The organism is Bradyrhizobium sp. SZCCHNR1098 (genome assembly GCF_032489375.1).
In the GTDB taxonomy this organism is placed as follows: domain Bacteria; phylum Pseudomonadota; class Alphaproteobacteria; order Rhizobiales; family Xanthobacteraceae; genus Bradyrhizobium.
In genome coordinates this window covers 557,728-582,559 of record NZ_JAUEXY010000001.1, presented here as the reverse complement: position 1 = coordinate 582,559, position 24,832 = coordinate 557,728, and the positions used below count along the sequence as shown (strand labels likewise).

The following is a 24,832-nucleotide window of genomic DNA, read 5'->3' as shown; positions in this document are numbered from 1 at the left end:
GGGCCCCTTTCTTTTTGTTTGGATCGTGAGGGCCGAGCGCGCGCCAAATAACCGGTGTCGTCCCTGCGAACGCAGGGACCCATACCGCGCGATGTTTGTAAGAGGCAGGCTGCTGGTCCCGTGCAAGACAACTGAACCCTGTGGTTATGGATCCCGGGTCGGCGCGCTTCGCGCTTGCCCGGGACGACAGCTGTGGTTGGCGCGCCCGACGTTGCCTCCGAGAAGCAGCTCGAAGGCGAACGATCTCGTTCTCGCGACACGATGCGCCCGAGCTTTGCTGAAACTCACCGCCCTCGGAAAACAGAGGGCGCAGGGAAGGCCGGGCGCTGGCCGCGCCCGTGGCCCGCCAGCGAAAGAAAATGCTGGCGGCAGGTACCACAGGTCTGGCCGAACACACCCGGCCCTCCCTGCGCAACGGTTTTAACGGCTGCTTCGCGTTCTCCTTGGCGCGCCGGGCTTGTTGGCCACCATCACGAGCGCGACACGTTAGCATCAGCACCCGCTTGATATCAGCATCGGGATATCAGGACCGCGCGACTTGACCGTGCGTGCATCGCCGTTCGTCCGCGCAGACTGAACTACGCTGCGGCAACACACGCCCATCGCCTCCCACTGCCAACGGTCCGTGACGGTCGCGAAACGCCCCTCATGCGGCAACAGGATGCGCGGAAATGTGAAGGTGATTTGCCCGACGACACAAGCCGGCGCGGCTGCGGCAAACTAACTCGACGGGCAATTGGCGCATGTCGGGAATGCGGAAACTGCCCGACGGGCAACAGAGCAGGCTTTGATCCGCACAATAGCGCGGGGGATGCCAATCCGGTTGCAGCGGCAGAAAACACAGCTTAGCAATACTGTTCGCTGGCTCCGGCTGATTTTAAGAATTGGAGCCCGGCCGTAACAGCGATCGCCGCTGCAGCCGGCACATGGGGGATCAGGATGAAGCATCGCTGTCGGTACGTAGTCGTCGCCTCCGCCATTTGGCTCACCGCCGCAACGCCGCCATCGGCAAGAGCCCAAGCGACATCACAGGAGTCCCTGGCGGCCGCGAAAGAGCTGGTCTCCGTGATGCATATGAATGACCAGGCGACAGCCCTGTTGCCGATCGTTCTGAAGAACCTGAGACCGACGATCGTCCAGGGGCGCGCCGAGGTCGCTCTGCAATATGATGCGTTGATCCCGAAGTTCACCCAGGCCTTTCAGGGCAGGGTTTCCGAATTCTCGGATGCGATCGCGGTCATCTATGCCAGGAACTTCTCGGCGGACGACCTCAGGACCATGGCTGAGTTCTACAGGACCCCGACAGGTCAAAGAGTCCTGCAGAAGCTGCCGTCCGTCACCCAGGAGTCGAGCATTGCCGGGCAGAAATTTGGTCAAGCTCTCGGCGAAGAGATCAGGAAGCAGATGGTCGATGAACTGAGGAAGAAAGGTCTCGATCTCTGATCCGAACTCCCGATCGTCGTGCAGCGGCGCGCCCTGCGACATAACCGGCGCGACGGGCAATTTCCGTATGACAGGCTTGTGGTCCGTCCCGCCTCGCCATCCCCGGGAAGCCGAACCGAGACGTCCACGGTCATGCCCCCGATGGCGGGCACGACACCGGATTGCAGGCTCAAACCTTGCCGCGGCCGATAGTCCGGCGAACGACAACGCAAGTCGATGGTCAGCTCATGCGCCTTCGAACTTGAACGACACGTTGAGCTTGGCTCGATAGGCTTCCACCTTCCCCTTCGCGTCGAGCTGCATATCGAGCTGGACCACTTCTGCGACACGCAGGTCTCGGAGTGTCTTCGCCGCCTGCTCGACGGCGTTGGTAGCTGCCCTTTCCCAAGATTCGCTGCTGGTACCGATCAGCTCGATGACTTTGTAGACGCTGTCAGACATGTCGGTCTCCTGTTCGGTATGGAGCAGGAAGCAGGTGCTCCCTGCTACAACTGAACGTAGCATCATAGCGCGGCGCCTGAAAGGACGCAGCCTGCCCATGGCAGCCGCAGGTCCGGAGCTACCACGAATGGCGCTAACGCCTTGCGTGTCTCACAAGCCCTTGCGCCCTACACGCCGCCCAGCTTGCATATGTGCTTCCACTCCTCCGCCGTCACCGGCTGCACCGAGAGCCGCGACTGCTTCACCAGCGCCATCTCCGACAGCTTCTTGTCAGTTTTAATCGCGGCGAGCGTCACCGGGGTCTTGAAGGGCTTGTGCGCCTTGATGTCGACGCAGACGAACTTGCCCGTCTTGTCGGTCGGGTCGGGATAGGCTTCCTTGATGATCTCGGCGATGCCGACGATCTCCTTGCCCTCGTTGGAATGGTAGTAGAAGGCGAGGTCGCCCTTCTTCATCGCCACCAGGTTCTGCCGCGCCGTGTAGTTGCGCACGCCGGTCCAGGCTTCGCCCTTGGCCCCCTTCGCCACCTGCTGGTCCCACGACCATACCGAGGGTTCGGATTTCACCAGCCAGTAGTTCATATGTGCAAGATCCTCAGATCACGTCGCGCCAGTCTCGAGCGGAATACGGCCTCGCTCGGCGGCCGGATCAAAGAAGACGACAACGGCCGGGTCAACACCTTAGAGCCGGGGCGCTGCGCTTTTGCCCAGCGATGACGCGGCGCCGGTCTCTGCGCCCAACCCTCATGGTGAGGAGCGCCGCAGGCGCGTTCAGGCGATGCTCTCGCATCGCCCCGAGAACCATGAGGCCGGATCAGGGCCTCCCCCTTCGAGACGCCCGCCTGCGGCGGGCTCCTCAGGGTGAGGGGTGAATGTGGTGCGCAGCCGGACCGCTCACTCCTCCGCCTTGAACGGGCGCATCATCAGCGCCTCGATCGCGGCATCGATCGTCACGGTGCCGGCGAGAATGGCGGCCACCGCCTGCGCCACCGGCATCTCGACGCCGCGCGAGGTGGCGAGTTCGACCAGCACGGGCGCGGTGTATTGTCCCTCGGCGAGCTTTCCTGCGGGCAGCGGCTCGCCGCGGCCGAGCGCGAGGCCGGCGGCGAAGTTGCGCGACTGCGGACCGGCGCAGGTCAGGATGAGGTCACCGAGGCCGGACAGGCCGGTGAGCGTTTCGCTGCGGGCGCCATAGGCGCGGCCGAGCCGCACCAGCTCGGCGAAGCCGCGCGTGGTCAGCGCCGCCAGCGCCGAGGCGCCGAGCTTGCGGCCGGAAACGATGCCGGCGGCGATCGCCAGCACATTCTTGGCGGCGCCGCCGATTTCGACGCCACGCACGTCGGTGGAGTGATAGGGCCGGAAGGTCGGCGAGCCCAGCGCATGGACGAGATCAGCCGCGAGCGCCTCGTCGGGCGCGGCGAGCGTCACCGCGGTCGGGAGCCCGCGCGCGACGTCGTCCGCGAAGCTCGGACCGGACAGGATCGCCGGGACTGCGTTCGGCGCGGCCTCCGCGATCACCTCGGTCATGAATTTATGGGTGCCGTGCTCGATGCCCTTGGCGCAGGCGACCAGCGGCGTGCCCGGACGGAGCAGCGGTGCGAGATGCATGACGGCGCCGCGCAGATGCTGGGCGGGGACGACGATGAGAACGGCGTCGGCGCGGGCGGGCTCGGCAAGATCGGCGGTCACGGCGATGCGCGACGCGAGGGGAATGCCGGGCAGGCGCGGGTTCTCACGGGCAGCGCCGATGCGCGCGGCGTGGTCGGCATCGCGGGCATAGAGCGTGACGTCACGCCCGGCACGCGCGGCGACGGCGGCGAGCGCCGTGCCCCACGCACCGGCGCCGATGACGGAGATCGTTTGGAAGCGGGTCATTCGCCGTGGATTCGGCTGCGCTCCCTCCCCCCTTGCGGGGGAGGATTGGGGAGGGGGGTGCCACGAGCGAGAATCTTTGTGGAGCTACCCCCACCCCCGACCCCTCCCCGCAAGGGGGAGGGGAGCGCACCGCGTTCGGAGCAGCAGCCTTCCTCAACGCGCACGGATGCACGCGTAGCCTGACGGCTCGCGCTGACTTGCAAACGCAACTCAGCCACCTCAAAACCCCGCGCGCGTATTCGCGAACTTGCCGGGCACGCTGGCATTCGCATCCAGCAGCCAGCGCGCCCGCGGGGCGGCGTCCATGCCATCGACGAGGCCGAGCGCGAGGCGCTCCAGTCCGGCCCAGGCGATCATGGCGCCATTGTCGGTGCAGAGCGCGGGCGGCGGCATGATCAGCCGCGTGCCGGCCTGCTGCGCGACGTCGTCGAGCGCGCCGCGAATGGCCTGGTTGGCCGCAACGCCGCCGGCGGCCACCAGCGCGGTCGGCGCGCCAAAACGCTGCTTGAACAGGTCGAGGCCGACGCGCAGGCGGTCGGCCGTCGAGTCCAGCACCGCCGCCTGGAAGCTGGCGCAGAGGTCGGCGATGTCCTGCTCGCTCACCTGGTCGAGCCGGCCGATCTCGTTGCGCACGGCCGTCTTCAGCCCGGACAGCGAGAAATTGGCATCGCTGCGGCCCAGCATCGGACGCGGGAAGGCAAAGCGCTGACCATCGCCGTTGCGCGCGGCCTGCTCGACCTGCGGTCCGCCCGGATAGGGCAGGCCCAGCATCTTCGCGACCTTGTCGAACGCCTCGCCCATCGCGTCGTCGACGGTGGTGCCGAGCCGGACGTAGTCGCCGACGCCGGCGACGGCGACGATCTGAGTGTGACCGCCGGAGGCCAGGAACAGGCAATAGGGGAAGTCGATTGCATCGGTGAGGCGCGGCGTCAGCGCATGCGCCTCGAGATGGTTGACCGCGATCAGCGGCGTGTCGTGCACCATCGCGATCGCCTTGGCGGTGGTGAGGCCGACGATGACGCCGCCGATCAGGCCGGGGCCGGCGGCCGCCGCGACGCCGCCGAGCTCGGCATAGTCGATGGCGGCTTCGCGCATCGCCGCGTCGATGAGATGGTCGAGCATGTCGACATGGGCGCGCGCCGCGATCTCTGGAACCACACCGCCATAGATGGCGTGCTCGTCGGTCTGCGAGCGCACCACGTTGGAGAGGATCTGCCCCTTGCCGTCCGAATCACGCGCCACCACGGCCGCGGCGGTCTCGTCGCAGGTGGTTTCGATGCCCAGCACGAGCGTTTGCGATTCGTTACCCAATCTCAACCCTTTTGGTCATTATGAGTGCGCAGAACCGCCTAACACCACGAGGTCGCCAGGTGCAATCGTCCGTCCGTTGCAGCCCGGCCGATCCGTGTTCGACGGGAGCATAGCACATGGCCGTGCTGGTGACCCGTCCCGCCCCGGACAATGAACGCACCGCGAGCGCCCTGCGAGCGCGCGGCTTCGAGGTGCTGCTGGCGCCGATGCTGCGCTTCGAGCCGGTCGCGCTGCCGCCGGACGCGGGCCGCGACGCCGCCGGCGTCATCGTGACGTCATCGAACGCGCTGCGCGCGGCGGCGCCGCAGCTCAGAGGGTCCGCATTGCTTCGCCTGCCGCTGTTCGCGGTCGGCGACCGGACCGCCGCAGCCGCACGCGAGGCCGGCTTCATGCAGGTGATCTCGGCCGCGGCCGATGCGACCGCGTTGCGCGACCTGATCGCCGGCAGCGGCGTCGTCGACGCCAAGGCCACCCTGCTCTATCTCGCCGGCGCCGACATCTCGCGCGACCTCGCTTCCGAGCTCGCCGAGCGCGGCTTCGATGTGATCACCCAGACCGTCTACCGGATGGCGCCGGTCGCGGCGCTGCCGCGTGACGTCTGCGCGGCCTTCGCAGCCAACCGGATCGAGGCGGTGCTGCATTATTCGCGGCGGAGTGCCGCGGCATTCGTGGCCGCCATCCGGGCCGATGGCGTCGAAATCTCGGCGCTGGCGGTGCCCCATGGCTGCCTGTCGGCCAATGTCGCCGAGGTGCTGCGCGAGGCCGGCGCCACCCAGGTCACAATCGCGGCGCATCCGGATGAAAACGACATGCTGGAGGGCCTGACCCGTGCGCTACGGTCGTGAATGGCGTAAGAGGGCCTGCTCAATCTTGCCTCAGCCAGGGAACTTCCACCATGGTCGATGAACCCGACACCGCTGCACCGGCCTCCGACACCGGGCGGCCGAAACGGCCACCGCCGACCATCGATCTGGAACCGACCTCACGCGAAGAGCGCCCGTCGGCCAGCGAGAGCGCGGCCGAGCGGCCGACCGCCTCGCCATGGTCCGCTCCGGCGGCAGCGATGGCCGAAGGCTCGTCGGAGACCGCCGCCGAATCGCACCCGCATATGGCGCCGGACGCCGAAGCGGCTGCTGCCGCCGATGACAGGGCCGAGGAGACCATTGCTGCGGCCGAGCCGCCGGGCATGACGCCGCCACCCCGCCCGATCTCGCCCTGGATCATCGCGCCGTTCTCCGGCGCGGCCGCGGCCGCGCTGGTCATCGGCGTCGGCTGGATGCTGGGCTGGCCGCAGGTCGCACCGCCCTCGGCGATCTCGCCGCAGGCCACGGCGGTCGACGAGCTCACCTCCCGCGTCGCCGGGCTGGAGCAGCGCATCGGCAAGCCGGATGGCGCCGTGACCGGCCGGCTCGATGCCGCCGACAAGGCGATGGCGGCGCTTCGCAACGACGTCGCCGGCCTGCGCGCGCAGGCCGACAAGACCGTGGCCGCCCTCAACGACGTCCGGGCGCAGCCGCGCGACGGCTCCGCGCCGGCGCCCGCACCCGAGCCGGTCGATCTCTCCGGCCTGACCGCACGCATCGACGCGCTGGAGCGGGCGAGCAAGAACCAGAGCGCGGCGCTGGCGCAGGAGCGCGCCAGGATCTCCGAGGCGGCAGAGGCGGCCAAGCCGGCCGACGACGCGCCGTTGCGCCGCGTGGTCGCCGCGACCCTGCTCGACGTCGCCGTGCGTCACGGCGATCCCTATGGAGCGGCGCTGACCACCGCCAAATCGCTGGCGCCCGACGCGGCCGCGCTGAAGCCGCTGGAGGCGTTCGCCACGACCGGCGTGCCGAGCCCCGCGGCACTGAGCCGCGAGCTGCTCACCATCGTGCCGAAGCTCTCGCCGCCGGCGCCCGAGAGCACCACCGGGACCTCGATCCTCAGCAAGCTCTCGGCCGGCGCCTCGAGCCTGGTCAAGGTCGAGCGCACCGACGGCGCCGGCACCGATCGCGGCGCGGTCGTGGCACGGATCACCGCGGCGGCGCTGCGCAACGATTTCGCCGAGGCCCGCCGCGAGCTGAAGGGTCTCTCGCCTGGTGATCGCGCCCCCGCCAATGACTGGCTCGCACGCGCCGATGCCCGCGACGCCGCGCTGTCGGCCGCCCGCAAATTCGCCGACGACGCGATGACCGCGCTCGCCAAACCCGCGCAATAGGACGCCCATGTTCCGGATCGTCATTTTCCTCATCCTGGTCGGGCTCGCCGCTGCGGGCTCGGCCTGGGTCGCCGAGCAGACGGGCGACGTCGTCTTGAATTGGGGCCCGTGGCGGATCGCCATGACCTTGCCGGTGTTCGTGCTCGCGCTCGGCCTCACCATCGCCGCCTGCGTCGCGCTGTGGAACCTGATCAGCGCGCTGCTGCGGGCACCCGGCCGTATCCGCAAGGCGCACCGCGCCCGCCGGCATCAGCGCGGCCGCCACGCCATCACCCACGGCCTGCTGGCGATTGGCCACGGCGATTCGACTGCGGCGCGGCAGCACGCCGACACCGCCAGGCGGCTGGCCGGCGACGATCCGCTGACGCTGCTCCTGCACGCCCAGGCGGCGCAGCTCGAAGGCGACCGCGACGGCGCCCGGCGGGCCTTCCGCGCCATGGCCGAGCGCCAGGACACGCGCCTGCTCGGCCTGCGCGGCCTGTTCATCGAGGCGCAGCGCGCCGACGACGCCTATGCTGCGGTGATGATCGCCGACGAAGCGCTCAGGCTGGCGCCCAACGCCACCTGGGCCTCGCATGCGGTGCTCGGCTTCCGCTGCGCCGAGGCCGACTGGGACGGTGCGCTTTCGATCCTCGACGGCAACTACACCGCCGGCATGATCGACAAGCCGACCTACCGCCGTCAGCGCGGCGTGCTGCTGACGGCGCGCGCGCTGGCGCTGGAGACCGGCGACCGCGACCTGTCGCGCACCAGCGCGATGGACGCGGTGAAGCTGGCGCCAACCCTGGTGCCGGCCGCGGTGCTGGCGGCGAAGTTCGAGAGCGAGGCGCACCAGGTGCGGCGCGCGATGAAGATCATCGAGGCCGCCTGGGCCGCGTGCCCGCATCCGGATCTCGCCGACGCCTACGCCCATGTGCGGCTCGGCGATTCGGCCCGGCAGCGGCTGGCGCGGGTGGAGAACCTGGCCGCGCGGACGCCCGGCCATGTCGAGGGCGCGCTGGCGGTGGCGCGCGCGGCGATCGACGCCGCCGAATTCGGCCGCGCCCGCGAGGCGCTGGCGCCGTTCACGGAGGACCCGACCCAGCGCGTGGCGATGCTGATCGCCGAGCTGGAGCGCACCGAGCATGGCGACGCCGGCAAGGCGCGGGAATGGGCGCTGCGCGCGGTGCGCGCCCGCCACGACCCGGCCTGGACCGCGGACGGTTATGTCAGCGATCGCTGGCAGCCGATCTCGCCGGTCACCGGCCGGCTCGACGCCTTCCAATGGCAGACGCCGGTGGCGAGCCTGCCCTCGGAGCGCAGCAGCGTGATCGAAAGCTCGGCCTTCGCCGAAGCCGTGCTGGCGCCGCCGGCCCGGCCCGCCGTGACCGAAGCCGCGGTCGCGCCGCCGCGCGAGGCCGCACCCGAGCCCGTGGTGATCACGCCGGCCGTGCAGGACAACGAGCCGCCGCGGCCGGCGGCCGCCGAGCCCGAGCAGGCCGAAAAGCCGGTCGAGGCAGTGGACAAGCCTGTCGACAAGCTCGTGGATATCCCTGTGGACAAGGCTGAGGACGGCAGGCTGATCGAGGCCACGGCCATCGCCGCCGAGCCGGCGCCGCCGTTGCAGGCCGCGGGCCCCGCCGAGGCCGAATCGGAGCCGGAGACCGAGGCCGGGCCGGATGCCGTGGCCGCCAAGCCGGCCGAGACCGCGGCGACCGCGCCGACGCCGCTGTTCCGCACCCGCAACGATCTCGCCCGACCGGCGGAGACGCCGATCCAGGCGATCGTCCCGATCATGCGACCGCCGGACGATCCCGGCGTCGACGACGACGACCAGCCCCGCGACGAGTTCGCCGAGCAGATCGCACCCAAGGCCCAGGCCGGCGGCTGGCGCGGGTTCTGGTCACGGTTCGGCGGCTGAGGGCAACCAGCCCCGCCGTTCCGGGTCACACCGGTTCGTTTCCGCGCCGCGGCGGCGCGCGTTGTCCTTGCCAACGGGCCGTTCGCCCGATATCAGGAGCGCGATCGCGTCGTCCGTCCCCGTGCCGGGCGCTCGCCGCTATGGTTCGCCGCAATAGCTCAGCTGGTAGAGCACGTCATTCGTAATGACGGGGTCGGGGGTTCGAGTCCCTCTTGCGGCACCACGCTTCGCCCTTCGGGCTACGCGTGGCGCAGCCGCGCAGGTGCCCGAAGGGCGAGGCGTGCCTGGCGAAGCCGCTTGGCGAAGCCGGGCGTTTGAGCCCCCCGCTGCTCCGGCTAAGCCCCGCGTTCTGATCCGATCAACCCTGTCAAACAGCCTGCCGCTCGTCGTAGCCTTGCTCGCGCCATGCCACCGCAGCCTCGCGGCCGGTTCGGCCCGAGCTCTGCTGCAATCTGGCGTCCTCTTGAATGAGAGGGCGCAGGGAAGGCCGAGTGCCGACTGGCACCCGCGGCCCCCGTGCGAAGAAAATGCACGGGGCAGGAACCACAGGCTCAGCCGGAAACAACCCGGCCTTCCCTGCGCAATGGTTTGAACGGCTGCTCCGTGCTCTCCCAGGGGACCGGGCTTGCTTGCCCCCGTCATCGACATCGTCGTCGACCAAGACACCAGCGTCGGGGTGTCGGGACCACACGGCTTGACCGTCCGCGCGGCGACGTTCGTCCGCACCTCCATCGAGATGCTGCGTCGCCCCGCGGCCACCGCTCCCCGCCGCAACGTCCCGTGACGATCGCGATGCGCCCCTCTCAGTGCGGGCGGGATAGGCGGGATCAAACCACTGATTTGGGCACCCTGTCAACGAAATTTCTGGTATTCGGAATCGCGCCCTGCGCGGCTCCGTTGCCGCGACACACCGTCGATAGCTCCGTGTTGACCGCCATCAAACTTGAGGACGAGGCGAAACTGGATCCCGAGCAGGACGATGAGAAAGGTGCAGCGTCACCGTAACTCGTTCTTGGCCGCGCGGCGCTCGTCGACCAGGACCGGCAACAACATGATCGTGGCGGGTTGTGGCTCCTGATAGCGTCAGAAATCGATGCAATTCGGGCCGGGCAGTACCTGCTCTGGGAGGTCGCGCCCTAGCGGTTACTTCATATGGTCTTGAACTATCGCGCGGATTTCCGGTCGTTTTAGCATGTCCAGGATAAGTGCGGCAGCCACGGTGCTGCGCTTCTTGCCGTACAGGCCGAATGGGATAAGCCCCTTCTCAATCATTTCGATGGCCTCTGATGGAAGCGTGATTGAAAATTGCTCTGTTTCCCCAGCCATTGTTGCGATGGTCTAACAATGTAATTGCAATGGAATTCCATTGTTGTACATTTCTATGCGAAAAGCGAATCGACTTTGGTGTCAGATTTTGCTTGGATAAAAAAGAAGGGCCACAATGGGCCCTTCTTAAGGAATATCGGTAGGGACGACGGGATTCGAACCCGTAATGCCTGCGAAGCCTCGGTTTTAAAGACCGCTGTGTCTACCAATTCCACCACGTCCCCGTAGTGAAACACCCCGTTCGTAGCGGGGTGTTTTGCTATATGCCGGATTCTTCGATTCCTCGCAATCCCTGCTCCCCAGGATTCGCGGCTTCTCGCCGGTTTTTGGTCCGTAAAAACACAATATCTTGTGGTTGGCACAATCTTTGCTCCTGATAGGAGCCAATCTACATCTAGATCACAAATTTATTTTGCATTCTCTGGTAGTAGCCCTTCCACGTCCGCGACACCCGGATGCTGTGGTGCCGCATCCGTTGCCATTAGATACTGGTCACCATTGCTGACGCGCCTCGCGCTTCCATGACGCCGCCAATTCAACTCGGCATGCCCACTACGAGCGCGGCTCTCGGATCTTCGGTTTTTTGCGGCCGGTAGAGCCATGACGCGAGTGGTCGGCTTCCTTTGTTCTGATTACAGCCGTCGCAAACCAGAACCTTGTTTGCCGGCTCCAAAGTGCGACCCTGAGACCGCAGCCGGATATGGTCACGGGTCGGTGCGCCCATGGGCTCCCCGCAATAGGCGCAAGGTCGACCGAGGGCCGCGACGAGCTCGGCGCGATGGACTTGGCGCATCACAACGACCAGGGCCAGCTCGCGCTTGTCCTTGCGGCTGGCCTGTTCCCTCCAGTAGCCACACGATGTTCACGCTATGGATCGCCGCAAAGGCCTGCACGGCGCGCGTGCGCAGCTCAGCTGGCCGAATGTCGTCAGCCGACAAGCCGAGGCGCGCGGCAAATTCGCTCTGCGTGCTTTGAGAGACTTTTATCGGACAACCGATATCATACCCTCGTCCGAAGCTGCCGTAACCCCTAGATTCGAACAATGGCCGTTGCCGCTAAAAAACAGAAGCCTGCGCTCAACCCGCAAATGCTCAAATGGGCACGCGAGTGGCGGGGACGCACGCTCGAAGAGGCCGCGCGTCGCGTCGGCAAGACGGCGGAAGATATAGCCGAGTGGGAGTCAACGCCGGGCGGACCTACCGTCCGACAAGCCCGCGCGCTCGCAGACTTCTACGATCGGCAATTTCTGGAATTCTTCCTAGCCACTCCCCCGCCAATTCAAGAACCGCAACTCGTCACCGACTTTCGTCTTCATCGCGACGCGCCAAACCCAAAAGAAACACGTGAACTAAGAATCATCCAGGCATGGGCCGAAGCAAAGCGGACAAATGCGCTCGACTTGTTCGAAGAGATTGACGATGCGCCGCCTTCGATACCCGATGAGCTCTATTCGAGGGCTGGTAGTGATCCAGAAGAAGCGGCCGAACGCGTTCGGCGGATTCTATCATTTCCATTTTCGGAACAAGCCAAGCTTCCTGCGAGTAGGCAAGAGCAACTGCCAACAATCCTCCGAAAGAAGTTGGAAGGCGTCGGCATACTCACGCTGAAGCACTCGGGCTTGGCCGACTTCCAAGCTCGGGGGATTTGCATTTTTGCTACCCCGCTTCCTATTGTCGTATTCGGAAACGAATCGCCAGCGGCGCAGGCGTTTACCCTCGCGCATGAACTAGCCCACGTCTCACTCAAGGAAAGCGGCATCAGCGGTAAACGCAGCAAAGACGCCGCAGCGATCGAACGCTGGTGTGATCAGTTCGCAGCCGCGTTCCTGATGCCTAGAAGCGAGGTCGTCGCCCTTCTGGGACCTCCACACCGGCCGCAACTTGAAGATATGCGAGACGAGTGGATAAACGGAATCGCGTCGCACTTCCGAGTTAGCCCGCATGCAATGCTCATTCGGCTGGTGCACCTAGGTTATGTCAAAGCCAGTTTCTATTGGAGTGTGAAGAAGCCGCTCTTTGACGCACAGGAAGCTAGTTACAAGTCGTTCGGACGACCGAAGTACTACGGCAGTCGGTACCGCTCTTCTCTAGGCAATCTTTATACCGGGCTCGTGCTTGAGGCTTGGAATTCCGGACGTATCACCAACCACAGCGCTGCCGAATATATGGGAATCAAAAATTTCGAGCACCTATTTGACATCCGAAACCATTTCGCCGGTCCATGAAAAAGCATTGCTTCGATACATCCGGCATATCCAATCCGCTAGAAACGATGCCGGAGGACATACACGAATCTGCGTGGACTAAAATCAAAGAAAAGATTTCCAGCGGGGAGATTGCCGTCACCAGAGAAATTTACGATGAGATGATCCACATCGTTGGGACCGTGGGTCAATGCATCAAGGATGCCGAGTCAGAATTGTTGCTCGAAGTTGGCGAAGGCGATTGGGATTACAATGCCTACACCGCGGAAACGGTGCGCATGCAAGAAGCCTACGCCGATTTCATCGCCGAGAACACGGGTAGAGCGGGCACTGTCGGCCTAAACGACATCTCGATTATCGCGCTCGCGAAGACCCTCAAGTTGCCGTTGGTTAGCATGGAGGTCGCCGTCAACAACGGCACTTCGCGGAAGCGTCGGATCCCGGACATCTGCAAGATCGAAGGTGTGAAGCACATGACCTTCAGCGAATATTGCCGCGCCGAAAATCTTAAGTTTTAGAAGCCTTGCAACAACTTGCGCTTGTTTTTCGTGGCCGCTCGGTTGCGTTGATGCAGTCCATGACCATCAATTCCACAGTGGCGCCTCAGCGCGCTCCTACTTCTACTCCGGCGCACTATTCACCCTCGGACGGCGCCGGGTGCAACGCGCGGAAGTTTGTGGGCACCACGTTGGTCTCTCGCTAGCGGTTACGGCTTTGCCTTTCGTAATGGTGCGGTTGGAGGTTCGAGGCCCCTTTTGCGCCAGCCTTCTCCTCGCTTCCTCTCCGCCGCCACGCCCCCGCCGGTTAAGAATTGCTTAACCCAAATCGCGCCATCGTTCGGCGCGAGCGGCGGGATGAATGCCCGCACTGGCGGCTGGCGGCGATGCGGACGAACGCGTCCGTCGCGTTCGAATCCCGCAGGTGCCGGTTGCGCTCGGGCGTACGCCAGCGGCCAAGCCGGTGGCGATCAGTATCCAGAGGTCATGGTGGGACGTCTCTCGCGAGGGCGCGGTGCCAGTGCGCGTGATGATTCGACCGGCACTGGCGATGCACCGGCTGCTGGCAGCGGCGCCGGATCAACGGCCGAAGACGCAACGCGAGACAAAGGCGAACCCGCGACATGAGCACGACTGCCCTCGACAACCACACCCAGTTTCAATCCATCGTCGGCCAGATCCGGACGCTCGCCTACAAATATATCGAGGACAAGGACTTCGTCAGCGCCCAGCTCGCGTTCCAGAAGCTGCTCGAGCTCGACCCCAAGGACATCAACGCGCGCTTCATCTATGCGCAGCTGATCGACGACGGCTCGCACAAGAGGCGCGCCGAGGCGCGCGACATGATGCTGGCGATCCTCGACGAGCATCCGGAGATTTTCGACGAGCCGAGCGAGGGCAACCTGCACCTGATCCGCAGTGCGGCCGTGCGCTGCAGCCATGTCGGGCCGTTCACGCGCTCGATGGAGCTGTTCCGCAAGCTCGCCCACGCCTCCAACCAGGCGGCCGACTATTTCTCGCTCAGCGAGATCCTGACCCAGGGCAACGAATTCGAGGAAGCGGTCGCCGCGCTGGAGAAGGCGATCAAGCTCAACCCGGCCTATGACAACCCGATCAACCGCGAGACGCTGGAGCTCGCGCGGTCGAACGCCAAGAAGGGCAAGGCCAAGGAAGCCAAGGGCCGCGCCAAGGTCGGACGCTATCCGGAGACCAAGGACTTCCTCGGCGACCTGCAGACGCTGATCACCAACCACATCGCGGTGAACCTCGCCGCCGCGCCGAAATTCCTCGACAAGAGCACGCGCTTCTTCACCATGGGCTCGTGCTTCGCGCGCAACCTCTCCAAGAGCCTCACCGACAGCGGCTATGCCAGCCACCACATGGAGATCTCGGAGTACATCAACACGACCTTCGCCAACCGCGTGTTCGTCGACTGGCTGCGCGACGCCAAGATCGATCCGGAGATCCGCGAGCGCATCGTCGAGCTGCTGCCGCCGGGATCGAGCAAGGAGAATACGCTCGCCGTCATCAAGCAGGCCGACGTCTTCATCCTGACGCTCGGCGTCGCCGCGGCGTTCTTCGACCGCGAGACCGGCGCCTTCGTGCTGCCCCGGCCGACCGCGCTGAACTCGCGGGCACTGGCGGAGAAGTACAAGTTTCGCACCGCCAGCGTGCAGGAGAACGTCGACAACGTGCTCTATCTGATCGAGTTCATCCGCAGCATCCGGCCGGGCATCAAGGTGATCGTCACCGTGTCGCCGGTGCCGCTGTTGACCTCGTTCGAATATGAATCGGTGGTGCAGGCCGACTGCCTGTCGAAGAGCACGATGCGGCTGGTCGCGCACGAGGTCGTCAACAACTCGAACCTCGAGGACATCTGGTACTGGCCGTCGTTCGAGGTGTTCCGCTGGGCCGGCTCCAACGCCTCCAGCTTCTTCGCCGCCGACGACGGCGCCGCCTGGCACGTCTCGGAGGACAAGGTGTCCGCGGCGGTGCGCGCCTTCGTGCAGACCTTCTCGCCGGCCTGAGCGCGCGAACGTGCGGAATGGCTGCCTCAGGGCAGCCGCTTCTTCCAGAGTCGGATGACCAGGATGCCGGCCTGGGCATAGCCCGGCGGCGAGCTCTCAGGTCCGAACGGCGTCTTCGAATACAGCGAGCTCGATACCAGGAAGCCACCAACATAGGGCTCAGGCAGGCCCGACAGCGCCAGGAAGCAGCGGTGGGTGAGCAGGCCGTCCTCCGGCAGATTGCCGCGCACCAGCCGGCAATCGCCGATGCCGGTGAACGCGATGCCGTTGAGCTGGCCCTCGGTGTAGGTGCCGAGCAGGGTCGGATCCATCGCCTGGCCGATGCAGACCCGCATCTCGCCGATGCTCTTGTCGCCGGTGTCGGTCATGCGGCCGTCAGCCGGTCGGACCCCGACGGAACGGATCGAGAGCTGATCCTCCAGCGCCGGCGCGAAGCCGGTCTTGGTCGGCGCGCAGAAATCCGACGGCACGACGCGGCCCTGGCGCACGCTCCGCGCGATATAGATCTCCTCGACGCTGTTGTCGCCGGACTGCGCCCGGCCCTGCCCGCTGGCGGCCAGCAACGTCACGGCCGCCATGAACATCGCAACGATCACCCGGCCCATGCGCGCATCCTTCCTCCGAATCGATCGCCCTGACTATCGGATTCGGCGAATCTTCTGAACCAGCACCAACGAACAGGACATATACATACAATCATACCTCAATCTTGAGATCGCCCTGGCCCCCATGAAGCACCGCGTCGTGACGGTCATCTGGTAGCAAAAGTCAGGTAAGCAGGACTGCCGCGGGCGCCACCGCGCAAATGCTGCAGTCGGTCGCTCGTCCGGATGGGCTCGTCCCGAGCTCCCGCGTCCTGAACGGAAGTCGCCGCGGCGGCGAAAAGGGTTCGAGAAAAATGGTGCGCCGGTCCGCAATGACGTGTGCCGAGATCCCGGCTCCATTCACCCTTGCAGGGCCGAGCGTGACCGCGGTCACATCGGACGGTCGCGCCGGCGTCTAAACCTCCTCTCAGTCAACGAGGGGAGCTTTCACGATGCGCAAGATGATCCTGATCGGAGCCATGATGCTCGCGTCCGCCGCGGCCGCACAGGCCGAGGGAACGCGCAGCCTGTCGATGACGTCGAGCGATGCCGCCGCTCCGGCACCGCGGCCGAGCTATGTCCAGCAGGCCGGCGAGGTCACCGTCACGCCGGCGCCGGTGCCAGCAGCCGCGGTCCAGGTCCAGCCGATTGCGCAACCGGTTGCGCCTGCGGCTCCCGCGGCTTCGGTCGCCGCAACCACGCCACCACAGCCCGCCGTCGCCGCTGCGACGCCGGCACCCGAGCCGACCCGCTCGGTGCAGAAATCATCGCGGCGGTCGAAATCGGCGCGCTCCGACCGGACGCGCCGCAAGAGCTGGACTGAAGCCCGGATCGTCCGCGAGCTGCATCGCCACGGCATCTATTGGTGAGCGGCCGGCAACAGGCGACAAACGAAGAAGGCCGGGCGAATGCCCGGCCTTTCGCGCGAGGAGACCCTGCAGCGGAGCATCACTGCGAGATGGTCTGGATCACGCTCGAGATCGGCCGCGCATTGGTCATTGTCGTCGGCAGCTTCGGATCCTGGCCGATCATCGCGTCATATTCCGGGAGCGTGTCGAGCGTGCCCTTCGGCTTCATCGCAACCACCTTGTAGCCGCCGGCCTTGAGCCGCCGCAGCAGGGTCGGCAGCGCCAGCGCAGTGTTCTTCTGGAAGTCGTGCATCAGGATGATGCCCTTGCCCTTCTTGTCGAGCCCGGTCATCACGGTGTTGACGACCTGGTCGGCATCCTTGGAGCGGAAGTCGAAGCTGTCGACGTCGCAGGAGAACATCGCGACATTGCGGCTTCCGAGATAGGCCACGGCAGAGGGCCGGTGCTGCAGTTGCGGGAAGCGGAAGAACGGCGCCGGGTTGGTGCCGAGCGCGAACTTGACCGCGCTGAAGCCCTTCTCGAGCTCCTCCTTGGCCGTCTCGTCGGTCATCTTCTTGCCGTTCAGATTGGCGTGCGACCAGGTATGAACGCCGACGACATGCCCGGCGGCCAGCACCTGGCGCAGGATCTCCGGATGATAGGTCGCATGCTTGCCGATCGTGAAGAAGATGCCGGTGGTGCATTCGTCGGCCAGCGCCTTCAGCACCGCCGGCGTGTTGACCGGCCACGGGCCATCGTCGAAGGTCAGCACCACCTCGTGGTCGGCGAGGAAGTCGAACTGCTTGAAATGGTCGAGGCCGAAGCCGGGGCCGCCGGTGGTGTCGACCATGACGGTGCGCGAGATGCCGAGCGCGTCAGGATTGGCGCAGGTCGATTTGGGCTGCACGGGCGCCGGCGCGCTTGCCGCCATGCGCGTGGAAATCGTGCCGGTCGTCTCGACATCGTCCTTGGCGCCGGCCTTGGCGGCGACGCGTGCCGGAGGGGGCGGCGCCGGCTCGGACGGCCGCGCCGCTGCGCTCTGCGCGGCGGCCTTGGCGGCGCTGGGCTTCGATACGTAGTACCAGACACCGGTGATCGCCAACGCCGCGACGACGGTGGCCAGCAGCAAGCCTAACGCATTACGCATGGTTACTCTTCCCGAAAGCGCGAGACACTCGATGGCGGACGCAACGCTGTCCGCCTCCTTCAATTAGCTTCCATTAGTGCCAACGATTCCTTAACGCGGTGCCAACACGACCAGGATCGAGCAAGATTTCCAGGATGATGCCGGCGCCGAAGCGGCAGTTCACCGGAGCGACATGTCGCCGCGGCCATCGGCCTGCCGGAACTGCCGACCAGGTTTGGATCTGGCGTGACCCGCATCACGGTTGCTAGAGAGCGATCAGGCCATGATGGGCGCATTGAAACACGCGGCTCCGCAGACATGCGGCGCCAATAGGAGCCAGCCATGACGACGTCCACCAATGTTCTGCGTAAGGCCGTTCTGACCGCCATCAGCGTCGCCGCCGTCTCGGCCTTCACCTCGACTGCGAGCTTCGCCTTCAGCGCCGAAGCGCAGCAGATGTGCACCGGCGACGCCTTCCGCCTGTGCAGCAGCGAGATCCCGAACATCCCGGCGATCACCGCCTGCATGATCAAGAACCGCTCGTCGCTCAGCTCCGGCTGCCGCGCAGTGCTCGACAAGGAGGTCTCCCGGCGCAGCGGCAAGGTCGCCGAGGTCAACGACGCCAATTGAGGAACCGCTCTTGGCTCCCCTGCGCGCCCCGGCTGCGACCGCGGCGCTTGCGACGGCCGGTTGTGACCACTAAAAGCGCCGCCAACCTTTCAATGCCGGGAGCGAGGCGCCAGTCATGAACAAAATCCTAACGATCATTCCTCTGGTCCTGATGGCGTCGGCGGCCTCAGCCCAGCAGCAGCCCGGCCAGGATGCCTGCGCGCGCGACGTCTCGCGGCATTGCCGCGCGGTGATGAACAACGGCGATCAGGCGGTGCTGGCCTGTCTCAAGGAGCATCGGGCCAAGCTGTCGAAGGCTTGCGAGAAGGTGCTGACCGAGCACGGGCAGTAAGGTCCGTCCCGCAGCACGGACAGCAATTTTCGCGAACTGGTGCGGCCCGCCCGAAGGCGGTCGGAAGCGTCTGACTACGCGAGGCGGAACTGCTTGCGCAGGGTCTTGTCGAATAGTCCGGCGGTTGCGAACCGGCGCAGCAGACTGACCATGCGCGCCGCATTGCCTGCGGTGTAGCGCCGGCGCGGGACCTGATCGCTCGCCGCCTTGATGATCACCTTCACGACGACATCCGGCAGGTCGGCCTTGGGCATGACATCCCGCAGCAGCGCCGCGACAGCCATGCGCGCCTGATCGTATTCGGCCTTCTGCTGGTCGGGCTCCATGCCGTTCTGATCGAAAACGGTGCGGACATAGGCCGGTTCGATGACGGAAACGCGGACATTGAAGGCCCGGACCTCGTGGTCGAGCGATTCCGAATAGCCCTCGATCGCATGCTTGGCGGCCGAGTAATGCGCCGAGTACGGCGCCGGGATGACCCCGAGGATGGAGCCGATGTTGAGAATGCGGCCGCCGCCCTGGCGTTTCATCACCGGCAGCACCGCATTCGTCATCCGCATCACGCCGAAGACATTGACGTCGAAGAGCGCCTGCGATTGCGGGATCGAGGATTCCTCTGCGCCGCCGAACATGCCGATGCCGGCGTTGTTGACGAGGAGGTCGATCTTCCCCTCCCTCAAGACGACGTCTGCGATCAGCGCAGAAACCGACGCCTCGTCGGTTACGTCGCAGGCCAGCATCGTGACGCCCTGGGGGCCGTCATTGGCGATCCTCCGGCTTGTTCCGAACACCGTGAAACCCGCGCGGGCTAGACCTTCGGCGGCAGCGTAGCCGATGCCGGAGGATGCCCCGGTCACGATTGCAGTTCTTACGGCGGCCATGTGTTTTCCTCACGTAATCTCGGACTTCGCGTCAGAGACGGGTTGCATTATGATCGTTTAGTGATATTATGATCATAATGCAATAGAGATGCGGACGAAGGCGTCATGCGATACGAAAAGGGCCGAAAAGACACGTCGCGCCGCAGGATCATGGACGTCGCTGTCGAGCGCTTCCGCACGGATGGAATTGCGGGCTCAGGTCTGGCGACGATCATGAAGGATGCCGGCCTGACGAACGGCGCCTTCTATCCCCACTTCCCTTCGAAGGCCGATCTCGTCCGCGAGACGATCTCCGACTCCCTCGGCAGGCAGGCCGTATGGCTGCGCGAGGTGCTGGACGAAGGGGGACTCGATCGCTTGATCGACATCTATCTTTCCCCCGAACACCGGGACCATCCGGGGCAGGGCTGCGCCTCTGCGGCACTGTTACCGGAGCTTGCGCGGCAGCCGGAAGAGACGCGCGGCATGTATGCCCAACAGTCTCGCGCCCTTGTGCTGCAGCTCGCAGAAGCACTTCCGGCCCATGTCGAAGCGAGGGAAGATGTGGCATGCGCGATCTTTGCGACCCTGATCGGGACGCTCCAGCTGGCACGCGCAGTCGACAAAGAGGCGTCGAGTGGCATCCTGCGGAGCGGAAAACTCGCGATCCGCACCTTGGCTGGCCTTCGCGCGCATCAGCTTCCTAAGTCTGAATGAACCCCCGATGCGCGCGTCGTGCGCGTTCCGATGACGTCACGCGCGGCGCCATCAGCCTCGACCACACCTGAATTTGTGCAGATCGCACGGCGGAAGCCAAACCTTGCCAGGCAAGGAACACAGACCGGAGAGCCCAGTGAAAGCCTACGTCGTCGAGAAGTACAAGAAGAAGGGCCCGCTACGCCTCGTCGAACGGCCCAATCCGCAGGTCCAGAGCGCTGACGTCCTCATTCGCGTTCATGCCTCGGCCGTGAACCTGATCGACTCGAAGGTCAGGGACGGCGAGTTCAAGATCTTCCTGCCCTACCGTCTGCCCTTTGTGCTCGGTCACGACGTCGCCGGGACCGTCGTCAAGGTCGGCGATGGGGTCAGCCGCTTCAGGGTCGGCGACGAGATCTATGCCCGGCCAAGAGATCACCGCATTGGCACCTTCGCGGAATTCATCGCCATCCACCAAGACGATGTCGCACTCAAGCCCCGCACACTGACGATGGAAGAGGCGTCGTCCGTGCCGCTGGTCGCGCTGACGGCGTGGCAGGCTCTGGTCGATGTCGCGAAGGTGAAGCCGGGCGAGAAGGTCTTCATTCAGGCTGGCTCCGGCGGAGTCGGTACGATCGCGATCCAGCTTGCCAAGCATCTGGGGGCGACGGTCGCGACGACGACGAGTGCGAAGAACGCCGCCCTCGTCAACAGCCTCGGCGCCGATGTCGTGATCGACTACACGACCCAGGACTTCGAAAAAGTTCTCTCGGGCTACGACGTCGTGCTGCACAGCCAGGATCCGAAGACGCTTGCGAAATCGCTGAACGTCCTGAAGCAAGGCGGCCGCCTTGTCTCGATTTCGGGGCCGCCCGATCCGCCCTTTGCCACGGCTCTCGGGCTGAACGCCGTTCTGAAGCTTGTTATCCGGCTGTTGAGCCGCAGCGTGCGCAAGAGGGCAAAGAGCCTCGGCGTTGACTATTCATTCCTGTTCATGCACGCCGATGGCCGGCAACTCGAGCAGATCGCCGGGTTGATCGATAGCGGCGCGATTCGCCCCGTCGTCGACAAGATATTCCCCTTCACCCAGACGCCCGAGGCGCTCGCCTATGTCGAGACCGGCCGTGCAAAGGGCAAGGTCGTGATCAAGGTGCAGTAGCGGGTTTCTTGATTGCAGCTGACAGCGATCCTGAAGCGGACATAGCTCGCGAAGGCTACGCTTGCCCCCGCCGTTCTAGGGCCCGCTGCGGGCCGCTGACGCAACGGCCGGTGCCTGCTCGGCGGTGCGGTCGATATCCTCCTTGGCCCGGACCGAGCCGAATGGGCGTTCCAGCATGCGGCGGATGCGCACCGGGTCGGTGCCGATGTGGAAGTCGATCGCGCGCTTGTGCAGCTCGCGCTCGGCGCGGGTCGAGCGGTTGCGCTGACGCAGATAGTCGATCCAGGTCGGGCAGTGATAGCGCTCTGTCCATAATTCGGGATCGGCGATGTCGCGGGCGATCGACCAGCCATAGGCGCCGTTGCGCTGGCGGCTGAGCTGCACGTCCTGCATCAGGTCGTGGAAGGCGCGGGCATTGTCCTCGGCGACGCGGTACTCGATCTCGACCACCAGCGGCCCCGAGCGCGGCGTCAGCTCGAGCTGCACCTCCGGATCGGCCAAGGTCTCGCCGTCCTCGTTGCGGGCGCCGATCGGCGGCATCCGCAGCCACAGGCCGAGCAGCGGCGACACCATCATCAGCGCGCCCGACACCAGCAGCGCGACCTCGACGCCGGCGGCGTCGGTGAGGCGGCCCCAGCCCCAGCTGCCGATCGCGATGCCGCCGGAGATCGCCGCCTGAAATGCCGCCAGCGCGCGGCCCGCGACCCAGCGGGGCGCCGAAAGCTGCACGCCGATGTTGAACAGCGCCACCGCCAGCATCCACACCGCGCCGGCGATGACGAGCGCCGCCGCCGTCAGCACCGGCGCGGTGCTGAGTGCGACGGCGGCAGTGGCCGCGCCCAAGGTCAGCGCGCAGGTGCGGATCGCGGCCTCACCGGACAGCCGCTTCCTGATCTCCCCGATGTTGAGGGCGCCGACCACGGCGCCCATGCCGAAGGCGCCCAGCATGATGCCATAGGTCTGCGCGCCGCCATGCAGCAGGTCGCGCGCGACCAGCGGCATCAGCGCCGAGATCGAGCCGCCGATGATGCCGGTGACCAGCGTGCGGATCAGCACGATCCGGATCGACGGCGAATGGATGATATAACGGACGCCAGAGACGATGGCGCAGTTGAGCGGCTCGCGCGGCAGCCGGCTCGGTTCGACCACGCGCCGCCACAGGAACAGCGCGGCCAGCAGCGGCAGATACAGCAGCGCATTCGCCGCAAAGGCTGCGACCGCGCCGGCAGCGGCGACCACGACGCCGCCGATGGCCGGGCCGAAGCTGCGGGCGATGTTGTAGCTGATGCCGTTCAGCGCGACTGCCGCCGGCAGCGTCTCTGGCGGCACCTGCTCGCTGACCGAGGATTGCCACGCCGGCCCCATCAGCGCCATGCCGCTGCCGATCACGAAGCACAGCGCCAGCAGCCGCTCTGGGGTCACGAGGCCGAGCCAGGCCAGCACGGTCAGGGTGGTGGCGCCGCCCAGGGCCACCGCAAGCGCAACCAGCGCGACGATGCGCCGGTCATACATGTCGGCGATGGCACCGGCCGGCATCGAGATGAACATGACCGGCAGCATTAAGGCGGTCTGCACCAGCGCCACCTTGTCGGCCGACGACGTCATCTGCGTCATCGCCCAGGCGGCGCCCACGGCCTGAATCAGCAGGCCCAGATTCGACAGCAGGCTCGCCAGCCAGATGCGACGGAACACAGCGTGCCGCAGCGGCGCGGCGATGCTCTCGGCCGCAAACAGCTCACGTTTCTGCGGCGCATTCATGCCGTTCCGTCCACGTCGTCCGTCCGCATTGAACTATCGCTTGATTCCGCCCGGACGTATGTGATGCCTGCGAATGTCCGCCGCTGTCCAGTGCTCGCTATTCAGGCTCGCATCATGGACCGCGGCCAACGAACACAAAATGAATGAGACAAAAGGGAGACCGCCGATGAAGCTGACGCGCCGCACCATTCTGCAGACCATGGGAACCCTGCCCCTGCTCACCAGCGGTCTGACCTTACCTGCACGTGCGCAAACGGCGGCGGCGACCACATCGGCAGGCGAGATTCCCCCGATCCTGTTCGTGCATGGCAATGGCGACCACGCGGCGCTCTGGCTGACGACGCTGTGGCGGATGGAATCCAACGGCGTGCCGCGAACGCGCCTTGCCGCGCTCAACTTCACCGACCCGCTGGCGCGCAATGACGACGCCGTGGCGCAGCCGGGTCGCTCGTCGACCGACGACCAGCGGCGCGAACTTGCCGAAGCGATCAAGGCGCTCAAGGAGCGCACCGGTGCAGCGCGGATCGCGCTGGTCGGCAGCTCGCGCGGCGGCAATGCGATCCGCAACGTGGTGAAGAACGGCGGCGGCGCCGATGTCAGCCATGCGGTGCTGTGCGGCACGCCCAATCATGGCGTGTTCGACTGGGAGGACAGCCCCGGCAGCGAGTTCAACGGCCGCGGCCCGTTCCTGCGCGGACTGAATGTCGGTGACAGCGAGGTGGCCGAGGGCACCGCCTTCCTCACGCTGCGCAGCGACGGCCTCGACAAATATGCGCAGGCCGATGGCCGGCTGGTCGGCAAGCCCGGCGTGCCCACCGGGATCACTGCGGAAGGGCCGGCGTTGAAGGGCGCGACCAATCTCGTGCTCGGCGCGCTGGACCATCGCGAGGTCGCGTTCCACCCGCGCGCGTTCCGCGAGATCTACAAATTCATCGCCGGCCGTGAGCCGGCGCAGATCGCGATCCAGCCCGAGCAGCAGGTGCGGATCAGCGGCCTGGTGACGGGCACGCCGGGCGGCGCGCCGACCAATCGCCCAGTGGCGGGCGCAAGCGTGGAGGTCTATCGCGTCTCGATCGAGACCGGCGCACGCAACGGCGAGCCTGTCTATCGCGGCCAGGCCGGCGCCGACGGACGCTGGGGTCCCGCGGAGGTCGATCCGACATCCTATCTCGAGATCGTGCTGACCTCGCCGGGCGCGCCGATCACGCACTTCTACCGTTCGCCGTTCCCGCGTTCGTCCGACGTCGTGCATCTGCGCGCGGCGCGGCCGCTCGGCCAGGCCGATGCCGGCGCCGGAGCGATTCTCATCATGATCAGGCCGCGCGGCTATTTCGGCCTGCCGCGCGACATCGTGCTGCTCGACGGCAAGGAACCCGGGGACGTACAGAAGGGAATACCGACCGATGCAGCGACGACATTGCGGCTGCCGGCGGGCGACGTCGGGCGCAGCGTCATCGGACTGTTCAACGAGGAACGCATCGCCGCCCGTCTTTGGCCAGCATCGGAGAGCAGGATTGCGATGATCGAGCTGACTAATTAGTTGCTGGAGTATGATGGTACATCACGGCGTGGGAGAGCGCTGAATCGCGCTCTCCCACGCATGTTGCAAGCGAGGTGACCG

At 65.9% G+C, this 24,832-nt stretch carries 23 protein-coding genes and 1 tRNA gene; 15 read left to right on the top strand and 9 right to left on the bottom strand.

Annotated features, from left to right (window positions below):
* The first annotated feature begins 939 nt into the window (after positions 1-939).
* On the top strand, positions 940-1,443 hold the full coding sequence (locus QX135_RS02645; RefSeq protein ID WP_316178786.1) for a DUF2059 domain-containing protein: 504 nt from the start codon (positions 940-942) through the stop codon (positions 1,441-1,443).
* Between the two features lie 225 nt (positions 1,444-1,668).
* On the opposite strand, the gene QX135_RS02640 is transcribed toward QX135_RS02645, so the two are convergent.
* The 4 genes from QX135_RS02640 to tsaD all read right to left on the bottom strand — a co-directional run bounded on the left by QX135_RS02640 (position 1,669) and on the right by tsaD (position 5,045).
* A complete protein-coding gene (locus tag QX135_RS02640) occupies positions 1,669-1,884 on the bottom strand; it encodes a dodecin family protein (protein WP_042340486.1) in 216 nt (71 codons plus the stop codon).
* A gap of 167 nt (positions 1,885-2,051) precedes the next feature.
* The gene (locus QX135_RS02635; protein WP_315797922.1) at positions 2,052-2,465 is read right to left on the bottom strand and encodes an EVE domain-containing protein; all 414 of its coding nucleotides are present in this window, start codon (positions 2,463-2,465) and stop codon (positions 2,052-2,054) included.
* A gap of 312 nt (positions 2,466-2,777) precedes the next feature.
* On the bottom strand, positions 2,778-3,758 hold the full coding sequence (locus QX135_RS02630; RefSeq protein ID WP_316178784.1) for an NAD(P)H-dependent glycerol-3-phosphate dehydrogenase: 981 nt from the start codon (positions 3,756-3,758) through the stop codon (positions 2,778-2,780).
* Between the two features lie 219 nt (positions 3,759-3,977).
* The gene (gene tsaD, locus QX135_RS02625; RefSeq protein WP_316178782.1) at positions 3,978-5,045 is read right to left on the bottom strand and encodes a tRNA (adenosine(37)-N6)-threonylcarbamoyltransferase complex transferase subunit TsaD; all 1,068 of its coding nucleotides are present in this window, start codon (positions 5,043-5,045) and stop codon (positions 3,978-3,980) included.
* A gap of 140 nt (positions 5,046-5,185) precedes the next feature.
* Here tsaD and QX135_RS02620 point away from each other — a divergent pair, with 140 nt between their 5' ends.
* From QX135_RS02620 to QX135_RS02600, 5 genes are all read left to right on the top strand, one after another.
* On the top strand, positions 5,186-5,914 hold the full coding sequence (locus QX135_RS02620) for a uroporphyrinogen-III synthase (protein ID WP_316178780.1): 729 nt from the start codon (positions 5,186-5,188) through the stop codon (positions 5,912-5,914).
* A 50-nt stretch (positions 5,915-5,964) separates the two neighbouring features.
* Positions 5,965-7,266 carry a hypothetical protein gene (locus QX135_RS02615; RefSeq protein ID WP_316233934.1) on the top strand — a complete coding sequence of 434 codons (1,302 nt, stop codon included), beginning with the start codon at positions 5,965-5,967 and terminating at the stop codon, positions 7,264-7,266.
* A 7-nt stretch (positions 7,267-7,273) separates the two neighbouring features.
* A complete protein-coding gene (locus tag QX135_RS02610; protein ID WP_316233933.1) occupies positions 7,274-9,166 on the top strand; it encodes a heme biosynthesis protein HemY in 1,893 nt (630 codons plus the stop codon).
* Positions 9,167-9,313: 147 nt separating this feature from the next.
* Positions 9,314-9,389 (top strand) — tRNA-Thr (locus QX135_RS02605).
* Between the two features lie 402 nt (positions 9,390-9,791).
* A complete protein-coding gene (locus QX135_RS02600) occupies positions 9,792-9,950 on the top strand; it encodes a hypothetical protein (protein ID WP_316233932.1) in 159 nt (52 codons plus the stop codon).
* A 1,077-nt stretch (positions 9,951-11,027) separates the two neighbouring features.
* Here the strand turns inward: QX135_RS02600 and QX135_RS32410 are convergent.
* A complete protein-coding gene (locus tag QX135_RS32410) occupies positions 11,028-11,285 on the bottom strand; it encodes an HNH endonuclease (protein ID WP_410053216.1) in 258 nt (85 codons plus the stop codon).
* A 249-nt stretch (positions 11,286-11,534) separates the two neighbouring features.
* Between QX135_RS32410 and QX135_RS02595 the strand changes: the two genes are divergently transcribed.
* The 3 genes from QX135_RS02595 to QX135_RS02585 all read left to right on the top strand — a co-directional run bounded on the left by QX135_RS02595 (position 11,535) and on the right by QX135_RS02585 (position 15,219).
* Entirely contained in the window at positions 11,535-12,716 is a 1,182-nt protein-coding gene (locus tag QX135_RS02595; protein ID WP_316233931.1) for an XRE family transcriptional regulator, read from the top strand.
* A complete protein-coding gene (locus QX135_RS02590; protein ID WP_316233930.1) occupies positions 12,713-13,213 on the top strand; it encodes a DUF4411 family protein in 501 nt (166 codons plus the stop codon). The genes QX135_RS02595 and QX135_RS02590 overlap by 4 nt, the downstream gene beginning before the upstream one ends.
* Before the next feature lie 602 nt (positions 13,214-13,815).
* Entirely contained in the window at positions 13,816-15,219 is a 1,404-nt protein-coding gene (locus tag QX135_RS02585; RefSeq protein ID WP_316233929.1) for a GSCFA domain-containing protein, read from the top strand.
* 26 nt (positions 15,220-15,245) lie between these two features.
* Here QX135_RS02585 and QX135_RS02580 read toward each other — a convergent pair whose 3' ends face one another.
* Positions 15,246-15,824: a hypothetical protein gene (locus tag QX135_RS02580; protein WP_316163035.1), complete on the bottom strand. Its 579-nt coding sequence runs from the start codon at positions 15,822-15,824 to the stop codon at positions 15,246-15,248.
* A gap of 431 nt (positions 15,825-16,255) precedes the next feature.
* On the opposite strand from QX135_RS02580, the gene QX135_RS02575 reads away from it, so the two are divergent.
* The gene (locus QX135_RS02575; RefSeq protein ID WP_316233928.1) at positions 16,256-16,672 is read left to right on the top strand and encodes a hypothetical protein; all 417 of its coding nucleotides are present in this window, start codon (positions 16,256-16,258) and stop codon (positions 16,670-16,672) included.
* Positions 16,673-16,751: 79 nt separating this feature from the next.
* Here the strand turns inward: QX135_RS02575 and QX135_RS02570 are convergent, their stop codons facing one another.
* Complete coding sequence (locus tag QX135_RS02570) at positions 16,752-17,798, bottom strand: polysaccharide deacetylase family protein (protein ID WP_316230352.1); 1,047 nt, start codon at positions 17,796-17,798, stop codon at positions 16,752-16,754.
* 321 nt (positions 17,799-18,119) lie between these two features.
* Here QX135_RS02570 and QX135_RS02565 point away from each other — a divergent pair, with 321 nt between their 5' ends.
* Both QX135_RS02565 and QX135_RS02560 read left to right on the top strand, forming a co-directional pair.
* On the top strand, positions 18,120-18,407 hold the full coding sequence (locus QX135_RS02565; protein ID WP_315740486.1) for a hypothetical protein: 288 nt from the start codon (positions 18,120-18,122) through the stop codon (positions 18,405-18,407).
* A 115-nt stretch (positions 18,408-18,522) separates the two neighbouring features.
* A complete protein-coding gene (locus tag QX135_RS02560; RefSeq protein WP_315811878.1) occupies positions 18,523-18,738 on the top strand; it encodes a hypothetical protein in 216 nt (71 codons plus the stop codon).
* Between the two features lie 74 nt (positions 18,739-18,812).
* Here QX135_RS02560 and QX135_RS02555 read toward each other — a convergent pair whose 3' ends face one another.
* Positions 18,813-19,619, bottom strand: a complete 807-nt coding sequence (locus QX135_RS02555; protein WP_316233927.1) for an oxidoreductase — start codon at positions 19,617-19,619, stop codon at positions 18,813-18,815.
* A 105-nt stretch (positions 19,620-19,724) separates the two neighbouring features.
* Here QX135_RS02555 and QX135_RS02550 point away from each other — a divergent pair, with 105 nt between their 5' ends.
* The gene (locus QX135_RS02550) at positions 19,725-20,315 is read left to right on the top strand and encodes a TetR/AcrR family transcriptional regulator (RefSeq protein ID WP_316163031.1); all 591 of its coding nucleotides are present in this window, start codon (positions 19,725-19,727) and stop codon (positions 20,313-20,315) included.
* Positions 20,316-20,451: 136 nt separating this feature from the next.
* Positions 20,452-21,453, top strand: a complete 1,002-nt coding sequence (locus tag QX135_RS02545) for an NADP-dependent oxidoreductase (RefSeq protein ID WP_316233926.1) — start codon at positions 20,452-20,454, stop codon at positions 21,451-21,453.
* Positions 21,454-21,528: 75 nt separating this feature from the next.
* Here the strand turns inward: QX135_RS02545 and QX135_RS02540 are convergent, their stop codons facing one another.
* Positions 21,529-23,211 carry an MFS transporter gene (locus QX135_RS02540; protein WP_316233925.1) on the bottom strand — a complete coding sequence of 561 codons (1,683 nt, stop codon included), beginning with the start codon at positions 23,209-23,211 and terminating at the stop codon, positions 21,529-21,531.
* Positions 23,212-23,377: 166 nt separating this feature from the next.
* On the opposite strand from QX135_RS02540, the gene QX135_RS02535 reads away from it, so the two are divergent.
* Positions 23,378-24,751 (top strand): hydrolase, encoded by a 1,374-nt coding sequence (locus QX135_RS02535; protein ID WP_316163028.1) that lies wholly within the window; start codon positions 23,378-23,380, stop codon positions 24,749-24,751.
* The last annotated feature ends 81 nt before the right edge of the window (positions 24,752-24,832 follow it).

Bases quoted from the DNA above. Each gene is read 5' to 3' on its own strand.
- QX135_RS02645 (WP_316178786.1), top strand. From the start codon at position 940: ATGAAGCATCGCTGTCGGTACGTAGTCGTCGCCTCCGCCATTTGGCTC.
- QX135_RS02640 (WP_042340486.1), bottom strand. From the start codon at position 1,884: ATGTCTGACAGCGTCTACAAAGTCATCGAGCTGATCGGTACCAGCAGC.
- QX135_RS02635 (WP_315797922.1), bottom strand. From the start codon at position 2,465: ATGAACTACTGGCTGGTGAAATCCGAACCCTCGGTATGGTCGTGGGAC.
- QX135_RS02630 (WP_316178784.1), bottom strand. From the start codon at position 3,758: ATGACCCGCTTCCAAACGATCTCCGTCATCGGCGCCGGTGCGTGGGGC.
- QX135_RS02620 (WP_316178780.1), top strand. From the start codon at position 5,186: ATGGCCGTGCTGGTGACCCGTCCCGCCCCGGACAATGAACGCACCGCG.
- QX135_RS02615 (WP_316233934.1), top strand. From the start codon at position 5,965: ATGGTCGATGAACCCGACACCGCTGCACCGGCCTCCGACACCGGGCGG.
- QX135_RS02610 (WP_316233933.1), top strand. From the start codon at position 7,274: ATGTTCCGGATCGTCATTTTCCTCATCCTGGTCGGGCTCGCCGCTGCG.
- QX135_RS32410 (WP_410053216.1), bottom strand. From the start codon at position 11,285: ATGCGCCAAGTCCATCGCGCCGAGCTCGTCGCGGCCCTCGGTCGACCT.
- QX135_RS02595 (WP_316233931.1), top strand. From the start codon at position 11,535: ATGGCCGTTGCCGCTAAAAAACAGAAGCCTGCGCTCAACCCGCAAATG.
- QX135_RS02590 (WP_316233930.1), top strand. From the start codon at position 12,713: ATGAAAAAGCATTGCTTCGATACATCCGGCATATCCAATCCGCTAGAA.
- QX135_RS02585 (WP_316233929.1), top strand. From the start codon at position 13,816: ATGAGCACGACTGCCCTCGACAACCACACCCAGTTTCAATCCATCGTC.
- QX135_RS02580 (WP_316163035.1), bottom strand. From the start codon at position 15,824: ATGGGCCGGGTGATCGTTGCGATGTTCATGGCGGCCGTGACGTTGCTG.
- QX135_RS02575 (WP_316233928.1), top strand. From the start codon at position 16,256: ATGCGCAAGATGATCCTGATCGGAGCCATGATGCTCGCGTCCGCCGCG.
- QX135_RS02570 (WP_316230352.1), bottom strand. From the start codon at position 17,798: ATGCGTAATGCGTTAGGCTTGCTGCTGGCCACCGTCGTCGCGGCGTTG.
- QX135_RS02565 (WP_315740486.1), top strand. From the start codon at position 18,120: ATGACGACGTCCACCAATGTTCTGCGTAAGGCCGTTCTGACCGCCATC.
- QX135_RS02560 (WP_315811878.1), top strand. From the start codon at position 18,523: ATGAACAAAATCCTAACGATCATTCCTCTGGTCCTGATGGCGTCGGCG.
- QX135_RS02555 (WP_316233927.1), bottom strand. From the start codon at position 19,619: ATGGCCGCCGTAAGAACTGCAATCGTGACCGGGGCATCCTCCGGCATC.
- QX135_RS02550 (WP_316163031.1), top strand. From the start codon at position 19,725: ATGCGATACGAAAAGGGCCGAAAAGACACGTCGCGCCGCAGGATCATG.
- QX135_RS02540 (WP_316233925.1), bottom strand. From the start codon at position 23,211: ATGAATGCGCCGCAGAAACGTGAGCTGTTTGCGGCCGAGAGCATCGCC.
- QX135_RS02535 (WP_316163028.1), top strand. From the start codon at position 23,378: ATGAAGCTGACGCGCCGCACCATTCTGCAGACCATGGGAACCCTGCCC.